At 38.9% G+C, this 14,836-nt stretch carries 17 protein-coding genes; 13 read left to right on the plus strand and 4 right to left on the minus strand.

The window, feature by feature from the left end; translation table 11 throughout:
- Window positions 1-493: 493 nt before the first annotated feature.
- The 6 genes from AABK39_RS22260 (at window position 494) to AABK39_RS22285 (ending at window position 6,336) form a co-directional block, all read left to right on the plus strand.
- Entirely contained in the window at window positions 494-1,249 is a 756-nt protein-coding gene (locus tag AABK39_RS22260) for a hypothetical protein (RefSeq protein ID WP_338395427.1), read from the plus strand.
- Between the two features lie 163 nt (window positions 1,250-1,412).
- Window positions 1,413-2,720, plus strand: a complete 1,308-nt coding sequence (xerA, locus tag AABK39_RS22265) for a site-specific tyrosine recombinase/integron integrase (RefSeq protein WP_338395428.1) — start codon at window positions 1,413-1,415, stop codon at window positions 2,718-2,720.
- A gap of 507 nt (window positions 2,721-3,227) precedes the next feature.
- Window positions 3,228-3,659 carry a hypothetical protein gene (locus tag AABK39_RS22270; RefSeq protein ID WP_338395429.1) on the plus strand — a complete coding sequence of 144 codons (432 nt, stop codon included), beginning with the start codon at window positions 3,228-3,230 and terminating at the stop codon, window positions 3,657-3,659.
- Between the two features lie 309 nt (window positions 3,660-3,968).
- Complete coding sequence (locus tag AABK39_RS22275; RefSeq protein ID WP_338395430.1) at window positions 3,969-4,637, plus strand: DUF805 domain-containing protein; 669 nt, start codon at window positions 3,969-3,971, stop codon at window positions 4,635-4,637.
- Between the two features lie 186 nt (window positions 4,638-4,823).
- On the plus strand, window positions 4,824-5,777 hold the full coding sequence (locus AABK39_RS22280) for a hypothetical protein (protein ID WP_338395431.1): 954 nt from the start codon (window positions 4,824-4,826) through the stop codon (window positions 5,775-5,777).
- A gap of 88 nt (window positions 5,778-5,865) precedes the next feature.
- Complete coding sequence (locus AABK39_RS22285; RefSeq protein ID WP_338395432.1) at window positions 5,866-6,336, plus strand: hypothetical protein; 471 nt, start codon at window positions 5,866-5,868, stop codon at window positions 6,334-6,336.
- Window positions 6,337-6,381: 45 nt separating this feature from the next.
- Here the strand turns inward: AABK39_RS22285 and AABK39_RS22290 are convergent, their stop codons facing one another.
- On the minus strand, window positions 6,382-7,308 hold the full coding sequence (locus tag AABK39_RS22290; protein ID WP_338392370.1) for an IS3 family transposase: 927 nt from the start codon (window positions 7,306-7,308) through the stop codon (window positions 6,382-6,384).
- Between the two features lie 2 nt (window positions 7,309-7,310).
- The gene (locus AABK39_RS22295; protein ID WP_338392371.1) at window positions 7,311-7,616 is read right to left on the minus strand and encodes a transposase; all 306 of its coding nucleotides are present in this window, start codon (window positions 7,614-7,616) and stop codon (window positions 7,311-7,313) included.
- A 250-nt stretch (window positions 7,617-7,866) separates the two neighbouring features.
- On the opposite strand from AABK39_RS22295, the gene AABK39_RS22300 reads away from it, so the two are divergent.
- The 7 genes from AABK39_RS22300 to AABK39_RS22330 all read left to right on the plus strand — a co-directional run bounded on the left by AABK39_RS22300 (window position 7,867) and on the right by AABK39_RS22330 (window position 12,843).
- Complete coding sequence (locus AABK39_RS22300; RefSeq protein ID WP_338395433.1) at window positions 7,867-8,205, plus strand: hypothetical protein; 339 nt, start codon at window positions 7,867-7,869, stop codon at window positions 8,203-8,205.
- 112 nt (window positions 8,206-8,317) lie between these two features.
- Window positions 8,318-8,749: a hypothetical protein gene (locus AABK39_RS22305; protein WP_338395429.1), complete on the plus strand. Its 432-nt coding sequence runs from the start codon at window positions 8,318-8,320 to the stop codon at window positions 8,747-8,749.
- 168 nt (window positions 8,750-8,917) lie between these two features.
- On the plus strand, window positions 8,918-9,541 hold the full coding sequence (locus AABK39_RS22310) for a hypothetical protein (protein ID WP_338395434.1): 624 nt from the start codon (window positions 8,918-8,920) through the stop codon (window positions 9,539-9,541).
- A gap of 79 nt (window positions 9,542-9,620) precedes the next feature.
- Complete coding sequence (locus AABK39_RS22315; RefSeq protein ID WP_338395435.1) at window positions 9,621-10,115, plus strand: hypothetical protein; 495 nt, start codon at window positions 9,621-9,623, stop codon at window positions 10,113-10,115.
- A gap of 443 nt (window positions 10,116-10,558) precedes the next feature.
- Window positions 10,559-11,266 (plus strand): ATP-grasp domain-containing protein, encoded by a 708-nt coding sequence (locus tag AABK39_RS22320; RefSeq protein WP_338395436.1) that lies wholly within the window; start codon window positions 10,559-10,561, stop codon window positions 11,264-11,266.
- Between the two features lie 163 nt (window positions 11,267-11,429).
- Entirely contained in the window at window positions 11,430-11,909 is a 480-nt protein-coding gene (locus tag AABK39_RS22325) for a DUF2947 family protein (protein WP_338395437.1), read from the plus strand.
- Window positions 11,910-11,979: 70 nt separating this feature from the next.
- Window positions 11,980-12,843: a hypothetical protein gene (locus AABK39_RS22330; protein ID WP_338395438.1), complete on the plus strand. Its 864-nt coding sequence runs from the start codon at window positions 11,980-11,982 to the stop codon at window positions 12,841-12,843.
- Between the two features lie 738 nt (window positions 12,844-13,581).
- Here AABK39_RS22330 and AABK39_RS22335 read toward each other — a convergent pair.
- The gene (locus tag AABK39_RS22335; RefSeq protein ID WP_338395527.1) at window positions 13,582-14,514 is read right to left on the minus strand and encodes an IS3 family transposase; all 933 of its coding nucleotides are present in this window, start codon (window positions 14,512-14,514) and stop codon (window positions 13,582-13,584) included.
- Window positions 14,511-14,816: a transposase gene (locus tag AABK39_RS22340; RefSeq protein WP_338395439.1), complete on the minus strand. Its 306-nt coding sequence runs from the start codon at window positions 14,814-14,816 to the stop codon at window positions 14,511-14,513. Before AABK39_RS22340 ends, AABK39_RS22335 begins: the two co-directional genes overlap by 4 nt.
- Between the last annotated feature and the right edge of the window lie 20 nt (window positions 14,817-14,836).

Raw genomic sequence — 14,836 nt, forward strand, 5'->3', positions numbered from 1 at the left:
GGGCATGACCGTCCGCATGGGGAGACAAGGCATGCCGTGTCTCTACGGGGTTTTTGATTTTCGGTTGAATTCATACTAATATAATTCGTTTTTTGGATAAATAAAATGGCCAAATGGCGCCTTTTGTGACCTTATTGTACCCTTCTGTACTCCCATGGGTATCTTTTTATGGGTTTTTCGGGTATATAGCGGTATAAACCAAAGGCGAAAGGTCAATATGGTTAGTATTACGGTGACTGTGGTTTATCGGGCCGGGAAACGTAAGGTTTGGGCCGTTTCCGTATGGAAAGCGGTCTTTTTTCTGGCCTTGTGGGAAATGCTCAAAGTATCATTATCCCATCTTCATCCGTGGCTTATCCCATCCTGATCCCATCATGAAAGGCGGGGGGAAATGGCCGGTAAGGTTTCGGCGGTTTTTGCGGAAAAAGGTTTTCCGCTGTTCCGGGGCGTTCGTTCCGGGATTATTCTTTATCTCTTAAATGTTTTGTGCCTTATGGCTAGACAAAGTGGAATCCTCAAGATTGAGGGCAAGATTGACGGTATCTCGTTCTACCGAAAAGACGGGAAGTATTACGCGAGACGGTCCGGGGGCGTGAGCGGCGCGCGGATCAGGAACGACCCGAGGTATAGGCGTACGCGTGAGAATGTGGCGGAGTTCTCGGAGGTGGCCCGCCAGGGCAAGTTGGTGCGGACGGCGTTTCGCCGGGAGCTGGTAGGTAACGCCTCCGGCAACGCTACGGCGAGGCTGGGTAGTGCGCTGTACAGGGTGCTGAAGACCGACGGCGTGAACAGGCGTGGCGAGCGGAAGGTTTCGGCGGGCGATTTGGGCCTGTTGGAGGGCTTCGGCTTTAACGCGAACGCCTCTGTCGATACGGCATTGGCGGCGCCTCTGGGCTTGGCTTTTGACGATTCGGCGGAGAAGGTGACATGGGCGGGTACCGTATTGCCGGCCCGGGACGTGGTGGCGCCTTCGGGGGCCACGCATTTCCGTTTGCGTTTGGCGGCGGCGAGCCTTGATTTCGACAATGCCGGGCAGGTGTCGGCTTCGGCCACGGGGCCGGAAACGGCCGTGGACAGTCTGGACGAGGTGGCGGTGGCGCTGGAGGCGGGCTATGACAAGAGCCTCTCCGGGCATACGCTGGCGCTGGCGGGGATCGAGTTTTTGCAGGCGATGAACGGCGAGCTGTACCCGCTGAGCAACGGCGCGTACAACGCGATGGGTATAGCGGGGTATCACAGCGCGGTGTAGTTTGGCGTTATGCGGAATTTATGGGCGGGGCTTTCGGGTTCCGCCTTCTGTTTACCCTGAAGATGTTATGCGTCCGTTTTTTTAGGTTTCGGTTTGCGGTTCGGCCCTTATTTTGCCTGCATAGTTCCTGTTATTTGCCGTATATCAGAAATAAAAGGAACTCATGTTGCGAGTAAGAACGTGCGAAACCGGCGGTTATGCGTATTATTCCGTCTATCTGAGCGAAGGGGACCCGAGAGAGGGACTTTTGGAAGGAAACCCGTGGTGTAAGCCTGACGGTGTACAGCCCAGGCATTGGAAAATGCCGTTAACCATCCAAAGCAAGAACTTTTTGAAAGGCTTAAGCCAAGACAGGCGCTCTGGTGGCAAAGGCGAGAAAACGCCTATACGGTTATTGATCTTGAGGGGGAACAGGCTTAGGGTTCCGGTTTATCCCGGACCGGCGGGACTGCGATATTTCAAAAGTTTGGCCTACCGTAGGTATGACGCCGTAAACAAGCATTGGACCTTGCCTTATACCGATAAAGTTTTGGCAAAGGTAAAAGAGGTGTTGGCGCCGATGTATCCGGAGATAGAAGTGGAAGACCGAAGGGCGAAAAAGGCGAAAAAGAAAACCAAGCGCCTAAGGGAACATTACAGGTCCTGCCCGGAAGAGATGAAAGAGAAATTGCGGGTGAAGCGTTATAGCGAATCCACCGTGAGGACATACACTTCGATGTTTTCCGAGTTTTTGAGTTATCACTACGCCCATAGTCCCGAAGAGATAACGGCGGATCAAATTAAGGCCTACATGCGTCATTTGGTGGCGGAGAGGGAAGTGAGCGAATCTTACCAGAACCAGATGATCAACGCCGTTAAGTTTTACTATGAAAAGGTGTTGGGAGGGCAAAGGCGGACATACTTTGTGGAAAGGCCCCGGAGCGGACGGAATCTACCGACGGTGTTGAGCCAAAAAGAGATGAGCGCATTACTAAAAGGGATCCCGAATGTGAAACACAAGACGATAGTGACTGTTATCTACAGCTGTGGGCTAAGGATAAGCGAGCTGATTTCAATGAAGGTTTCGGATATTGACTACGGTAGCCGGAGAATATTGCTGAAGCAGGCCAAGGGCAAAAAAGACAGGTATGTGCCACTTGCCGAGCGTACCGAATTGATGGTGAAGGCATACCTGAAACGGTATAATCCTGAGGAGTACCTGTTTGAAGGACCTTCCGGTGGCCAATATAGCCCGTCAAGTGTACGAAAATTTTTGAAGCGATACAGTAAGGCTGTAGGAGTCAAGAAAAATGTCTGTCCGCATACGTTAAGGCACAGTTGCGCGACCCATTTGTTGGAAAACGGCGTGGATTTACGCTACATACAGCATTTGCTTGGCCATAACGACAGTAAGACCACTGAGGTGTATACCCATATAACTGAGATGGGGCTTGATAATATCAAGAATCCGCTTGATCAATTGGACTTATGATTAGATTTATCAATGATAAAAATTTTCATTTTTGCAAGTGGGAAGGTATCTTAGTATACGGGAAATAACAGGAATTCCTGTTATTGATACGTTAGCAGCAACAAGATTAATTATTTTAAAGATTTTGATCATCTTTGTGTAGAAAAAAACTCAGTATTGTGAAAATAGAAAACTCAGCATTTTGGTTATAAAAAAGAAGCTGAGTTTAATGAAAAATCCAAAAAAGTAGTTTTAACAAAAAAAGAAGCCGAATTTTCGAAAAATTGAAGTTGAAAATTCACGAGAAAATAAAAACAAAAAATCAGCTAGAATGGAGGGATTCTCAAAAAAAGAAACTCATCTTTGTGAAAATAAAGAAAATCTCTAGCCTTTCGAAATAGAAAAAAAGCAGCTGCTAACAAAGTGTAAATTTCATTTTCTGCCGCAGGCGCAACACAGAAAACGAAACTTACACAGCACGTTGGGCGTCATTAAGCGAACGAAACTTTAAAAAGAATAAATTTAAAAATGAATGATATACCACAACCTTATTATACAGTTATCGGAGATGAACTAATTGTTGTTGTTTTTGGAAACGAACTTATTGATTTAAGCGGTTACGAAGTGGATGGTGGAGACCCTTTTTGGTATATAATGGGTACAGATGCTTGGTTTGAAAAGCAAAAAATAAATGAAGAGAATTTTCTTGTTGCAAAAACATATGACAAGGATTTTTTTAGCATACCTATTGACAATAACACTTCGGAATTATTGAACAAACAAAAAGGGATTTTAGTACTTACCCCAAACTTCCAATTAAAAGCAGAAGATATTAAACAAACTAATGATTTAGAAAAATTACGAAAATGGATTGATACTGAAATTGGCGATAAAAACATTGAAGGAACAATTTATTGTTTCTACACCGAAGAAGCCAAAAGAAAGTATCATCAAGAATAAAAAACGAACGCCCAACATTGGCTATAAACAATTGGGGCAAAAGTGATAAACCGAGATAACGAAAATAAAACTAAGGTTGGTGCTAAAACGAAACGTTAGAGCTTAAAATCCCCAACTGTTTATAGCCGAGACCGTTATGGGCAAGTTAACAGTACGACGATAGGGCATATTAATGAATTTACATGATTTAAGACAATCGTTTTTGACTATAATTTAAAGAAGAGAATAAAGTGGAGACCAGAACCCACTTAAACAAACGGGGCGGACTCTGAAAAGCCATACGAGTAGGATAATTAAACTATTAATTTTATGAATACTTATTTACAAGTTCTTAAACAGTACGCTACTTTTAATGAAAGAGCAAGTAGACAGGAATATTGGGTATTTGCATTATACAATATCACTTTTGTCGCTCTTGCGATTGTTTTAGACAATATGTTTGGAATAGCTATGCCAGAATTCGGTTATGGTCCAATATATGGTTTATATACATTAGCCGTATTGATACCAGGATTAGCTGTCGCAGTCCGAAGATTACATGATGTCGGTAAGAGTGGATGGATGATATTTATAGCGTTTATCCCAATAGTTGGAGCTATTTGGCTTATTGTGCTGATGGCAACTAAAAGCAATGCTGGAGAAAATCAATATGGTGCAGAACCAAACAACATACAAAATAATGAATCTATCACTGATGAATTAATTTTATTAACAATTGTTTGGACTTTATTAATGAGTGCATTTTGGGGCATCTTCCCTAAAGTTAATGAACAGTTTTATGATACTTCAACTTTTAAAATAACTAGCCAAATTACTCCTATTATTGGTGGTTTAATCACATTTGCATTAGCCTTTGTTGTAAATAAAACATCAAAACGTATCTTTTTAATCGTTATAGGCGGACTTATATTACTATGTAACTTTTATGCTGTTATCGATTACTATATAAATTTTATACTGTTATCGAACAATTTATGAAATAAGAAATAAACCAGCCCATAACAAGCGGTCATAAAACATTGCGCGGATAGTGCTAAATTTGAACGACATAACATTTAATAAACGGCTTAGCGGGCTGACAGGTTTGTGCTTCGAAATGCGCAACGTTTCATACCGCCATCCGTTAGCGGTAATTTTAATAAAAAACAAAAGCAATATTTTAACATGAAGAATGTACTTTTTTTACTTCTATTTTTTACAACTTTTTACTCTTTTGCTCAGGATTTGGAGGAGTTTACAAATCAAATTACAACTACAAAAACTCAAAAACACAAAAGAATTAGCGGAACTAAAGTATTCTGTATTGCCCCTTCAAACTATGAATATGTTAAAGAGCTAGCCCGTTATCAAAGGAAGGATAAATTATATTTTCAGGTTATTGAAACAAGTGGTTCGTCTTTTACCGAAGCAAAATCAAATTTCACCAAAGAAGCTCTTAGGGCGAAAGGGATTACTGATGATGGTATCCTAAAGAATCTCTTTCTAAATGAGTATAATTGCGTATATACTGAAGGACCTTCTAAATACCCTGGAGAAACCAAACTAATAATGGCATTTGGAGATGATGATTTTCTTGTTTTTGTTGCTGGAGTTTGTAAAAATTCAGATGATGAAGGAAAAAAGGAACTCCAAGAAATTTTCAAAACTATCTACTACGACAAGTCATTCAATTTGAATCCATTAGAGCTAGCAAATTTTGAATTTGATGAATCTATTACTGGATTTAAACATGCAATGTCCATGTCAAATATGATCATCTATACGGAAAATGGGAAATCTGATTTAAAAAATCCCAACGCAGGTGCTCTTATGAATATAGCTATGATGCCTCAAATGTCTGAAATGAAAGCTGAACAATTTGCTAACGATCTACCTTGGCGTTTTGAAAAAGGAGGTGCTAAGCTCAAGAATAGAGATATACAAAAAGAAAAGATTGGAGGTTTTACCGCTTTTATATTAGACACCAAAACTGAGATTGAATCTAAAGAAGGGATTCTCTATCAAGTATTATTGGTAGGTGATAAGAGTAGTATTCTATTTGCAGGAACTGCAGATCGAGATATTGAGAGTTTTAAAGCTAAATTTAAAAAGACTGTTCAGTCAATTAGATTTAAATAATAAACCGCTAACACGCGCTAAAAATGCATAGCTCACTACGTTCGCTACGCCATTTTAGCGCCATCGTTAGCTACAATTTACTGTGTCATTGTCAAATAAAGATTTAAGAAAAGTAGAAAAAATAAATTCAATTGGAATGAAAAAAAGTGTCAGAAAACCTGTCCATAGTGGTAATCAACCTATATCAGTTTTAAAACACAATATAACAACTCGTCTTGTTGATAGAAATAAAATATATATTGAGCAATTACAAAGTAGTTTTACTTTAGATAAAAACATAAAATATCATATAGCTGATTTACCTTTAATTGAAAAACAATGCCCTTTCATTACTGAAGAGGGAACGATAAATATTCATGAAACATATTTGTCATATATTTGGATTACAAGTTATTATTTCTTCGTATTTCATGAAGAACTACTAGTTATTCCAGAAGGAAAAAAAAGGGACATACCTGTAAGAAAAGAACAAGATCTACAATTGTATGAAAATGCAAAAGAATTATTTGATTATGGAACTTCATTAATTAAAATATATTCAAAGTGGGACATAGTATAGTACCCTCGATTCTTAGGACCAGTAAAGTCGATTTTTAAGTAAATTTTAAACGGTTGTCGCTATCGTCGAGCCCGTGTGAATGTTGATAAGTCCTTTCACATTCTGTTTTTTCTTGGACTTATCAATATTTGCATGGGCATACGCGGTGGCTTTCGCTTTTGACGCTCCGCTAAAAACATTTTCCGGCTTCAGGTTCTCGATTCCTTGGTGATCCCTGTTGTGGTAGCGTCGCAACCATTTCTCTATCCCCAAATACAACTTTAAACCGTTGTCGGCCGGATTCAGGTAAATATGGTCCCTTTTTAGCGTTCTCCAAAAGCGTTCGATGTAAATGTTGTCCAAGGCTCGGCCTTTGGCGTCCATACTGATGTTTATTCCCTCTTTCTTGAGATAGTTCACGTATTCCCCGCAAGTGAACTGGGAACCTTGGTCACTGTTGAGTATTTCCGGTTTACCGTGAATCTCAACGGCCTCACGCACCACTTTTAAAGACGCCGCGGCCTCAAGCGTATTGCTCAAACCCCAACCCACTATGTACCTGCTGTAGACGTCGATAATCGCCGTCATATACATGAAACCGCTAGCCATGGCTATATAAGTGATGTCTATCGACCAGACCTGGTTTTTCCTGACAACTTTCTTTTCCTTAAGCAGATACGGGTAAACGTATTTTGCCTCTCCGGGCTTGCTCAGATTCTTTTTCGGGTAAATAGGGTAGAGATTCGCTTTGCGCATCAAGCGCCTAACCCTTTCATAGGAAGGGTTGAATCCTTGGTCACGCAAGGCTGATCTCATGCGCAAAACTCCCGCCGTGGGTTCGTCGATCATGTGCCGGTCCATAAGGCGCATCAACTCCAAGTTTTCCGCGTTTTCCCCCTTTGGGCTGTAGTAGTATGACGAACGGTAAAGCTCCAGACAGTCGCACTGACGGCGAATGCTCAGCTTATCCCCGGGGTCGACAAGGAGACGCAAATCTATAGACGCCCCAACTTCTTTAAGCTTTTTTTTAGGAAGTCGTTTTCCATCTCAAGCTTTCCTATTTTACTGTACAGTTGGTCTGTCGCCTTCTCCGTTTTCTCGTGTTCTTTTCTATCTTTGCCACCCTCAAAAACGCTGGACGAGCGCTGCAGAAACTCATTTTTCCATTGTGAAATCTGGGTGGCGTGAAGATCGTACCGTCTGCAGAGTTCTTGGGTGGTTTCTCTTTCCTTCAGTGCTTCGATCGCTACTTCCGCCTTGAATTTGGCGCTGAATTTTCTGCGTGTCGTTCTCGTTTTCATGCCCATAATTTAGTGATTTTTAAACTAAGACACTGGTCCGAAAATTCAGGGGTATTATATAGACTATTATCCAAATCCAGAATATTATGATGAAAACTCAGATGAAGGATGGTATATTTTACGAACGAATGATTTATTTGTTGAAACTCTAAATTTCGTTTTATACCATGAAACAGCACATGCTGAACTTCTTCACATAAAAAAAATTAAAGAAGAAGATCTGTCCGAGTCGGAACAAAAAGAATTGGAGTTGGAAGCTGATTCAAGAGCAATTGAACTAATAAAAGCAAATATAATATCACCAAATAAAGGTGTAACCGATTTAGGTGTAATTTGTGGTCTTGCATCCATCCTATTTTTCAATAATAATTTGAAAGGAGGTAAAAAACATCCCGATATTGATGTTAGGTTAAATAATGCGATAAAATGTTTAGATTTAAATGTTGATAATCCATCATGGTCTTTATTATGTATAGTTTTAAAAGAATGGGGTAATAAATTCAATATACCAATTGATGAAAAAGGTAATTATGATAACTATAAAGAATTATTTGATAAGATGTTGTCAGATGTAAAAAAAAGTAGCTAACAATGTGTCATACGTAATAGCCTTGCCGCAGGCGCAACACAAGGCTACTACGCATACACGCAACGTTGGGCGTCATTAAGCGAACGAAACTTTAAAAAGAATAAATTTAAAAATGAATGATATACCACAACCTTATTATACAGTTATCGGAGATGAACTAATTGTTGTTGTTTTTGGAAACGAACTTATTGATTTAAGCGGTTACGAAGTGGATGGTGGAGACCCTTTTTGGTATATAATGGGTACAGATGCTTGGTTTGAAAAGCAAAAAATAAATGAAGAGAATTTTCTTGTTGCAAAAACATATGACAAGGATTTTTTTAGCATACCTATTGACAATAACACTTCGGAATTATTGAACAAACAAAAAGGGATTTTAGTACTTACCCCAAACTTCCAATTAAAAGCAGAAGATATTAAACAAACTAATGATTTAGAAAAATTACGAAAATGGATTGATACTGAAATTGGCGATAAAAACATTGAAGGAACAATTTATTGTTTCTACACCGAAGAAGCCAAAAGAAAGTATCATCAAGAATAAAAAACGAACGCCCAACATTGGCTATAAACAATTGGGGCAAAAGTGATAAACCGAGATAACGAAAATAAAACTAAGGTTGGTGCTAAAACGAAACGTTAGAGCTTAAAATCCCCAACTGTTTATAGCCGAGACCGTTGTATGTCAGCCAAAAAAACACAAGAAAATTGAATGTTTAAAGTTAAAGACAAATCATTTGATATAAAGTATGCATATCTAGACGCTTATGTAGATGAGGATGAATTGGTCATTGGATTACAAATAAAAGCCATCGGAACAGATGAGTATCCAAAAATAGACGATGCTGAAACCGAGGGGCTATTTTTTTCAGATAATGAATTGTTATTTAATTCAGAAGTATTAATGAGAATTAAACCAAACGAAATAAATAATTGGCAAGATATTGTTGGAAAAAAAGTTCAATGGAATGATTATCCAGAAGATGAAGAAGAACCGCACGCTATTTTTTATGTTTATGAACACGAAGGGATATATAATGCAAATATTGAATTCAAAAAGCTTGATAAAAAAATCATTGTATCGATAAAAGCAACTTGTGATATATATGCAGGTAAGGAATTTTCAGATAATTTACCCTTAGAAATAGAAACTGAGGTTGATTTTTTTGGAATATTATGTGGTAAAAATATAACAAAAAAGGAATGTGAAAATAAGATAAAACCATTTTTGAACTTAGACAGTTTGAAGTTTATTCAAAATAAATACAATGTGTCAATAATGACCCCAATAAATACTGATATGGAAACAAATTTACTTGTATTAGGAGATTATTAAAATAAAAGCCGAACACACAACAATGTATAAAAAACATAGCCACCCTGCGGGATGACAGCGTTTCTTATACTTAACGTTGTTGACAACTATTAAAATGAAACATTGCTTAATTCTCTTTATAGTAGGTTTTCAATTTTTTTGCTATAAATCCTTTGCCAAAACCGACACCACAAATGTTTATTATCAAGCCTTAAAACTTCATTTAGAATATTGGAACAACTTTCATTCAGAGAGACCAGATTTGGTGAAAATACCCACCACATATTTTGTGGAATCTGATTATTATTCAACTGAGGGGTTACCAGATACGATTGCAGGACATCAGATACAGTATTTGACACACAATGAGATAAGGATTAAGACTAAAGGAGGTAAATCGTTCCCACTAATTGCAGTTAGGCCAGTAAGGTGGGACAGCAGAAGAAATCTTTTAATTATTGCCGTTATTGACTTTACTGTTTCAAGGACTAGACGTACAACAAACTATGCCAATGGAGGTGGAAGTTCTTTTGAGGTTGTTTGTAATCAAAACAGCAAGGTTTCACTAAGAATTATAAATCAAGGTGGAATATAAAAACAGTTGCTAACAAAACATAGAACTCAAGCGGGGTTTTGGCTGTTCTCAACGCCTCCGTTTTTACCCATAATTTTCGTCACGGTAGACTCGACTTCGTCTCCCCCTCGCTCCCGCTAGCGTGCGGATCTACGATACATACAGCATTTGCTTGGCCATAACGACAGTAAGACAACTGAGGTGTACACTCATATAACTGAGATGGGACTTAATAATATCAAGAATCTGCTTGATCAATTGGATTTATGATTAGATTTATCGATGATAAAAATTTTCATTTTTGCATGCGGGAAGGTATCTTAGTATATGGGAAATAACAGGAATTCCTGTTATTGTTACGTTGTGCATAATACAAAAACACTCATTTCCAAGAAATAAAGATGTACTATATAATTCAAAAAAACGTATTTCAAGACTCACGATATGATGAAATATTTAAGGTTATGAACGAATTAAATCTTGAGTACGAAGAAGTACAGTTCAAACCAAACAGCACAGAATTTGATTTTAAAACCAAGCGGAAAGACATTTTTGTTTATGGTTCGGTTAAACTTGCAAAAGTTACAGCTGAATTTGATTGGCATCCAGGTTCATTTTACGGAAACAACCACGAGTTTAAAAAGTACTCAGCTGGTTATGGTGTGCATTCAATTAACTATGGAAGTTACATTTGTGAAATAAAAGAAAAAATTGACTGGTCGAAAAGTCCATCACTTTTTATAAAACCGAGTGAAGAAGCCAAAATATTTACTGGTAAAATATTTAATCAGTACGAATGGAATGACTTTATTTACTATAAACTAAATGACCCGAACGAAAAAAGGATTACAGAAAAGACCAAAATCCAGATTTCAGAGCCTTATCATTTAACAAAAGAAGCAAGAATATGGATTGTCGGAAAAAAAGTAGTCACCAGTTCTTATTATAGGTTTCACGGCAATACTGAATATGAAGAAAATGTTTCTCAAATTGGTTTGGAGTTTGCCAAAAAAATGGCTGAATTATTTAACGTAGCTGACGCCTACGTTATGGATATTGCCTACACACTTAATGAGTGGAAAATAATGGAGATAAACTGTATAAACAGTGCAGGTTTTTATAAAGGAGATGTAAAGAAAATAATTTTAGCACTAGAAAAATTTTATGGATAAAGTACTATGCACAACAATGTATAACCGCAATTACGGCAGATTCGACTACCCTTCGACTCCGCTCGGAATTGCTGACGTCAGTTCTAAACCGAAAATTAACGCATATTAATCCGTAACTGACGGTTATACGAGACCGTTATATGTAATTATAAAAAGTGAATTTGTGAAAATTGAGATTAAAGATGAAGAAGTAATTCCACTATCTGACTTCGAATTAAATTGGAGGTGGGATAAAATTCATAATTCTCGAATCTCCATTGAAGAGCTAAAAGAAATTCAGCCTTTAAGCCATGACACTTCAAAGAAACTTTTTAAGGTAGCGAGTTATTTTGAATCAGAATTGGACTTAAGAAACGATTATACGTCCTCTGATTGGATAAGAGCAAGCTCTGAAAGTGATGACCACACTAAAGAATTTCGGAAAAAGCTATCAAAGTTACTTAAAAATTGGAATGAGGATTTAATAGTATGTTGGGATAAAAAAACTAGTTTAAAAACGAATAAAGAAATATTTTTAAAATATTGGGATGACTTCTGTTATCCATCTTCAGATGATTTAATAATTCTTTCAGTTAAAACAAATTGGATCTTGATTTACAATCATATTGAAGTTGCAAAAATTTGGATGAAAATAGACACATAACAAGCGCTAAAAATGCATAGCTCACTACGTTCGTTACGCAATTTTAGCGCCCTCGTTATAAGTAATTAGAATGAAGAAGTTACCAGAAATTATTCAAAAAGATCAAATGATCCCTCCTCAAAATCCAGAGGAAAATATTTTATATATAGGGCACTATGGGTTTAAGACTATATTAAACCCAACAGTAATAATATTTCACCCAGACCTTAACAAGCATGAATTAAGCTCATTTGAAATAAGAACAAGGGGTTGTCACACCCATATTTCTTCTGACCCTTATGAAATTGAAGAACATATTTCAGAGGATGTATATGATTGGATGGAAGATAATAGAGTCACATTAAGTGGAGATTTTGACTTTTCTATTAGAGAGTGGAATGAAGAACTATGGTTTGATAAAGAAGGGGAATTGGTTTCCGGGCTTAAAATTTTATGTCCTGGAACTCTTGGGCCGGAGTATGAAGAGCCATGGATAAACATATATGATCAAGCGCACTTCGCAGGGAAAGATTTCTCAATTGAAATTTTAGAAATCACAGAAGACAAGCATAAAATAAGACTAAAAATAGAGGGAGAATTTGAAAAGTACCCTACCCTATTTATCGGATGGTTTCCTGTGGAGTATATCAATCCAAACATATGGATAGATGATTTTTTCAAAGACCTGAATGAGAATAGTAAAGAATTGGCTAGGCTTAAGGAAATTCATGCAAATGATTCAGGCAATATATACAGGAACTTTTCCAATGGAATATATGAGCGGTATTTCAGTAGAAATCTTATTGAAAAATCTCCTTATTGGGAAAAATTCAATGAAAATTACAATGAGTGCATAATAGGAGTAGCGAACATCTATGGATTCGATGCAAAACTGAAATCTCGAGAAGTTGGTCAAGATGTTTGGGCTTTTAGTAAAAAACTCATAGTCGAGTAGACGTACGTGAGGCATAAAACCCATGCCCATGATGCGCCTCAAACACCACCTTTTTTAGGATCGGAGTTTGGGGAAACTTCCGAATGAGTTTCATTGTGAACAGGGATTTCACCTTACGATGCACCAGAGTTAATAGCAGGTCATGATCCACTTCGTCGAAGAAACTTTTTAGATCGATATCTACGATATCCCGAAAGCCTTCCTGAATGTTTTCGTGACTGCGCCCAATAGCTCGCTTAGCAAGACTACTGTGGCTTCTGCTGTGTTGCTCATGTTTTGTTTATTTTTATGGCATTCGTGGTCTTGGTGTATAGAAATACCGAATCTAGCCCAAGACCTCCCCTGGTAAGAGCACCTTATTCTCGTTTTGTCCATTCTCAATGGCGCTCATGAGAACGCTTCGCTTAGTTCCTTTCTCCAATCCCTGCTGAATCTACTGCTGAGCCCATATATCCAAGGTATTTAGGGCGTCACTATGGCGTGCTAGCTCATCCGAACTCAACAGCCTCATATCCAGATTACTTATTTGTGTTCGCTTTCAGTGTAATTCGTGAGTGCTTCGCTTAGTTCTGCACGTCAGTACCGGAGTTTTCAGTCTCGCTTTATTCATATGTGTTTATTTCCGAAAGAATTCATGATTGTTTCGCAATTCTTCAGTCCAGATCTCACGGCCAACGACCTTGCGACTTATAGTACCCTCGATTCTTAGGACCAGTAAAGTCGGTTTTTAAGTAAATTTTAAACGGTTGTCGCTATCGTCGAGCCCGTGTGAATGTTGATAAGTCCTTTCACATTCTGTTTTTTCTTGGACTTATCAATATTTGCATGGGCATACGCGGTGGCTTTCGCTTTTGACGCTCCGCTAAAAACATTTTCCGGCTTCAGGTTCTCGATTCCTTGGTGATCCCTGTTGTGGTAGCGTCGCAACCATTTCTCTATCCCCAAATACAACTTTAAACCGTTGTCGGCCGGATTCAGGTAAATATGGTCCCTTTTTAGCGTTCTCCAAAAGCGTTCGATGTAAATGTTGTCCAAGGCTCGGCCTTTGGCGTCCATACTGATGTTTATTCCCTCTTTCTTGAGATAGTTCACGTATTCCCCGCAAGTGAACTGGGAACCTTGGTCACTGTTGAGTATTTCCGGTTTACCGTGAATCTCAACGGCCTCACGCACCACTTTTAAAGACGCCGCGGCCTCAAGCGTATTGCTCAAACCCCAACCCACTATGTACCTGCTGTAGACGTCGATAATCGCCGTCATATACATGAAACCGCTAGCCATGGCTATATAAGTGATGTCTATCGACCAGACCTGGTTTTTCCTGACAACTTTCTTTTCCTTAAGCAGATACGGGTAAACGTATTTTGCCTCTCCGGGCTTGCTCAGATTCTTTTTCGGGTAAATAGGGTAGAGATTCGCTTTGCGCATCAAGCGCCTAACCCTTTCATAGGAAGGGTTGAATCCTTGGTCACGCAAGGCTGATCTCATGCGCAAAACTCCCGCCGTGGGTTCGTCGATCATGTGCCGGTCCATAAGGCGCATCAACTCCAAGTTTTCCGCGTTTTCACCTTTTGGTTTATAGTAGTAGGTCGAGCGATAAAGCTCCAGACAGTCGCACTGCTGGCGAATACTCAGCTTACCCTTGGGGTCGATAAAGAGACGTAAGTCTATAGACGCCCCAACTTCTTTAAGCTTTTTTTTAAAAAGTCGTTTTCCATCTCCAGCTTCCCTATTTTACTGTACAGTTGGTCTGTCGCCTTCTCCGCTTTCTCGTTCTCTTTTTTTTCCTTGTTCCCTTCAAAAACGCTTGCTGAGCGTTGCAGAAACTCGTTCTTCCATTGTGAAATCTGGGTGGCGTGAAGATCGTATCGTCTGCAGAGGTCTTGGGTGGTTTCTCTTTCCTTCAGTGCTTCGATCGCTACTTCCGCCTTGAATTTGGCGCTGAATTTTCTGCGTGTCGTTCTCGTTTTCATGCCCATAATTTAGTGATTTT

It is taken from the genome of Fulvitalea axinellae (genome assembly GCF_036492835.1).
GTDB classification, from domain to species: Bacteria; Bacteroidota; Bacteroidia; order Cytophagales; family Cyclobacteriaceae; genus Fulvitalea; species Fulvitalea axinellae.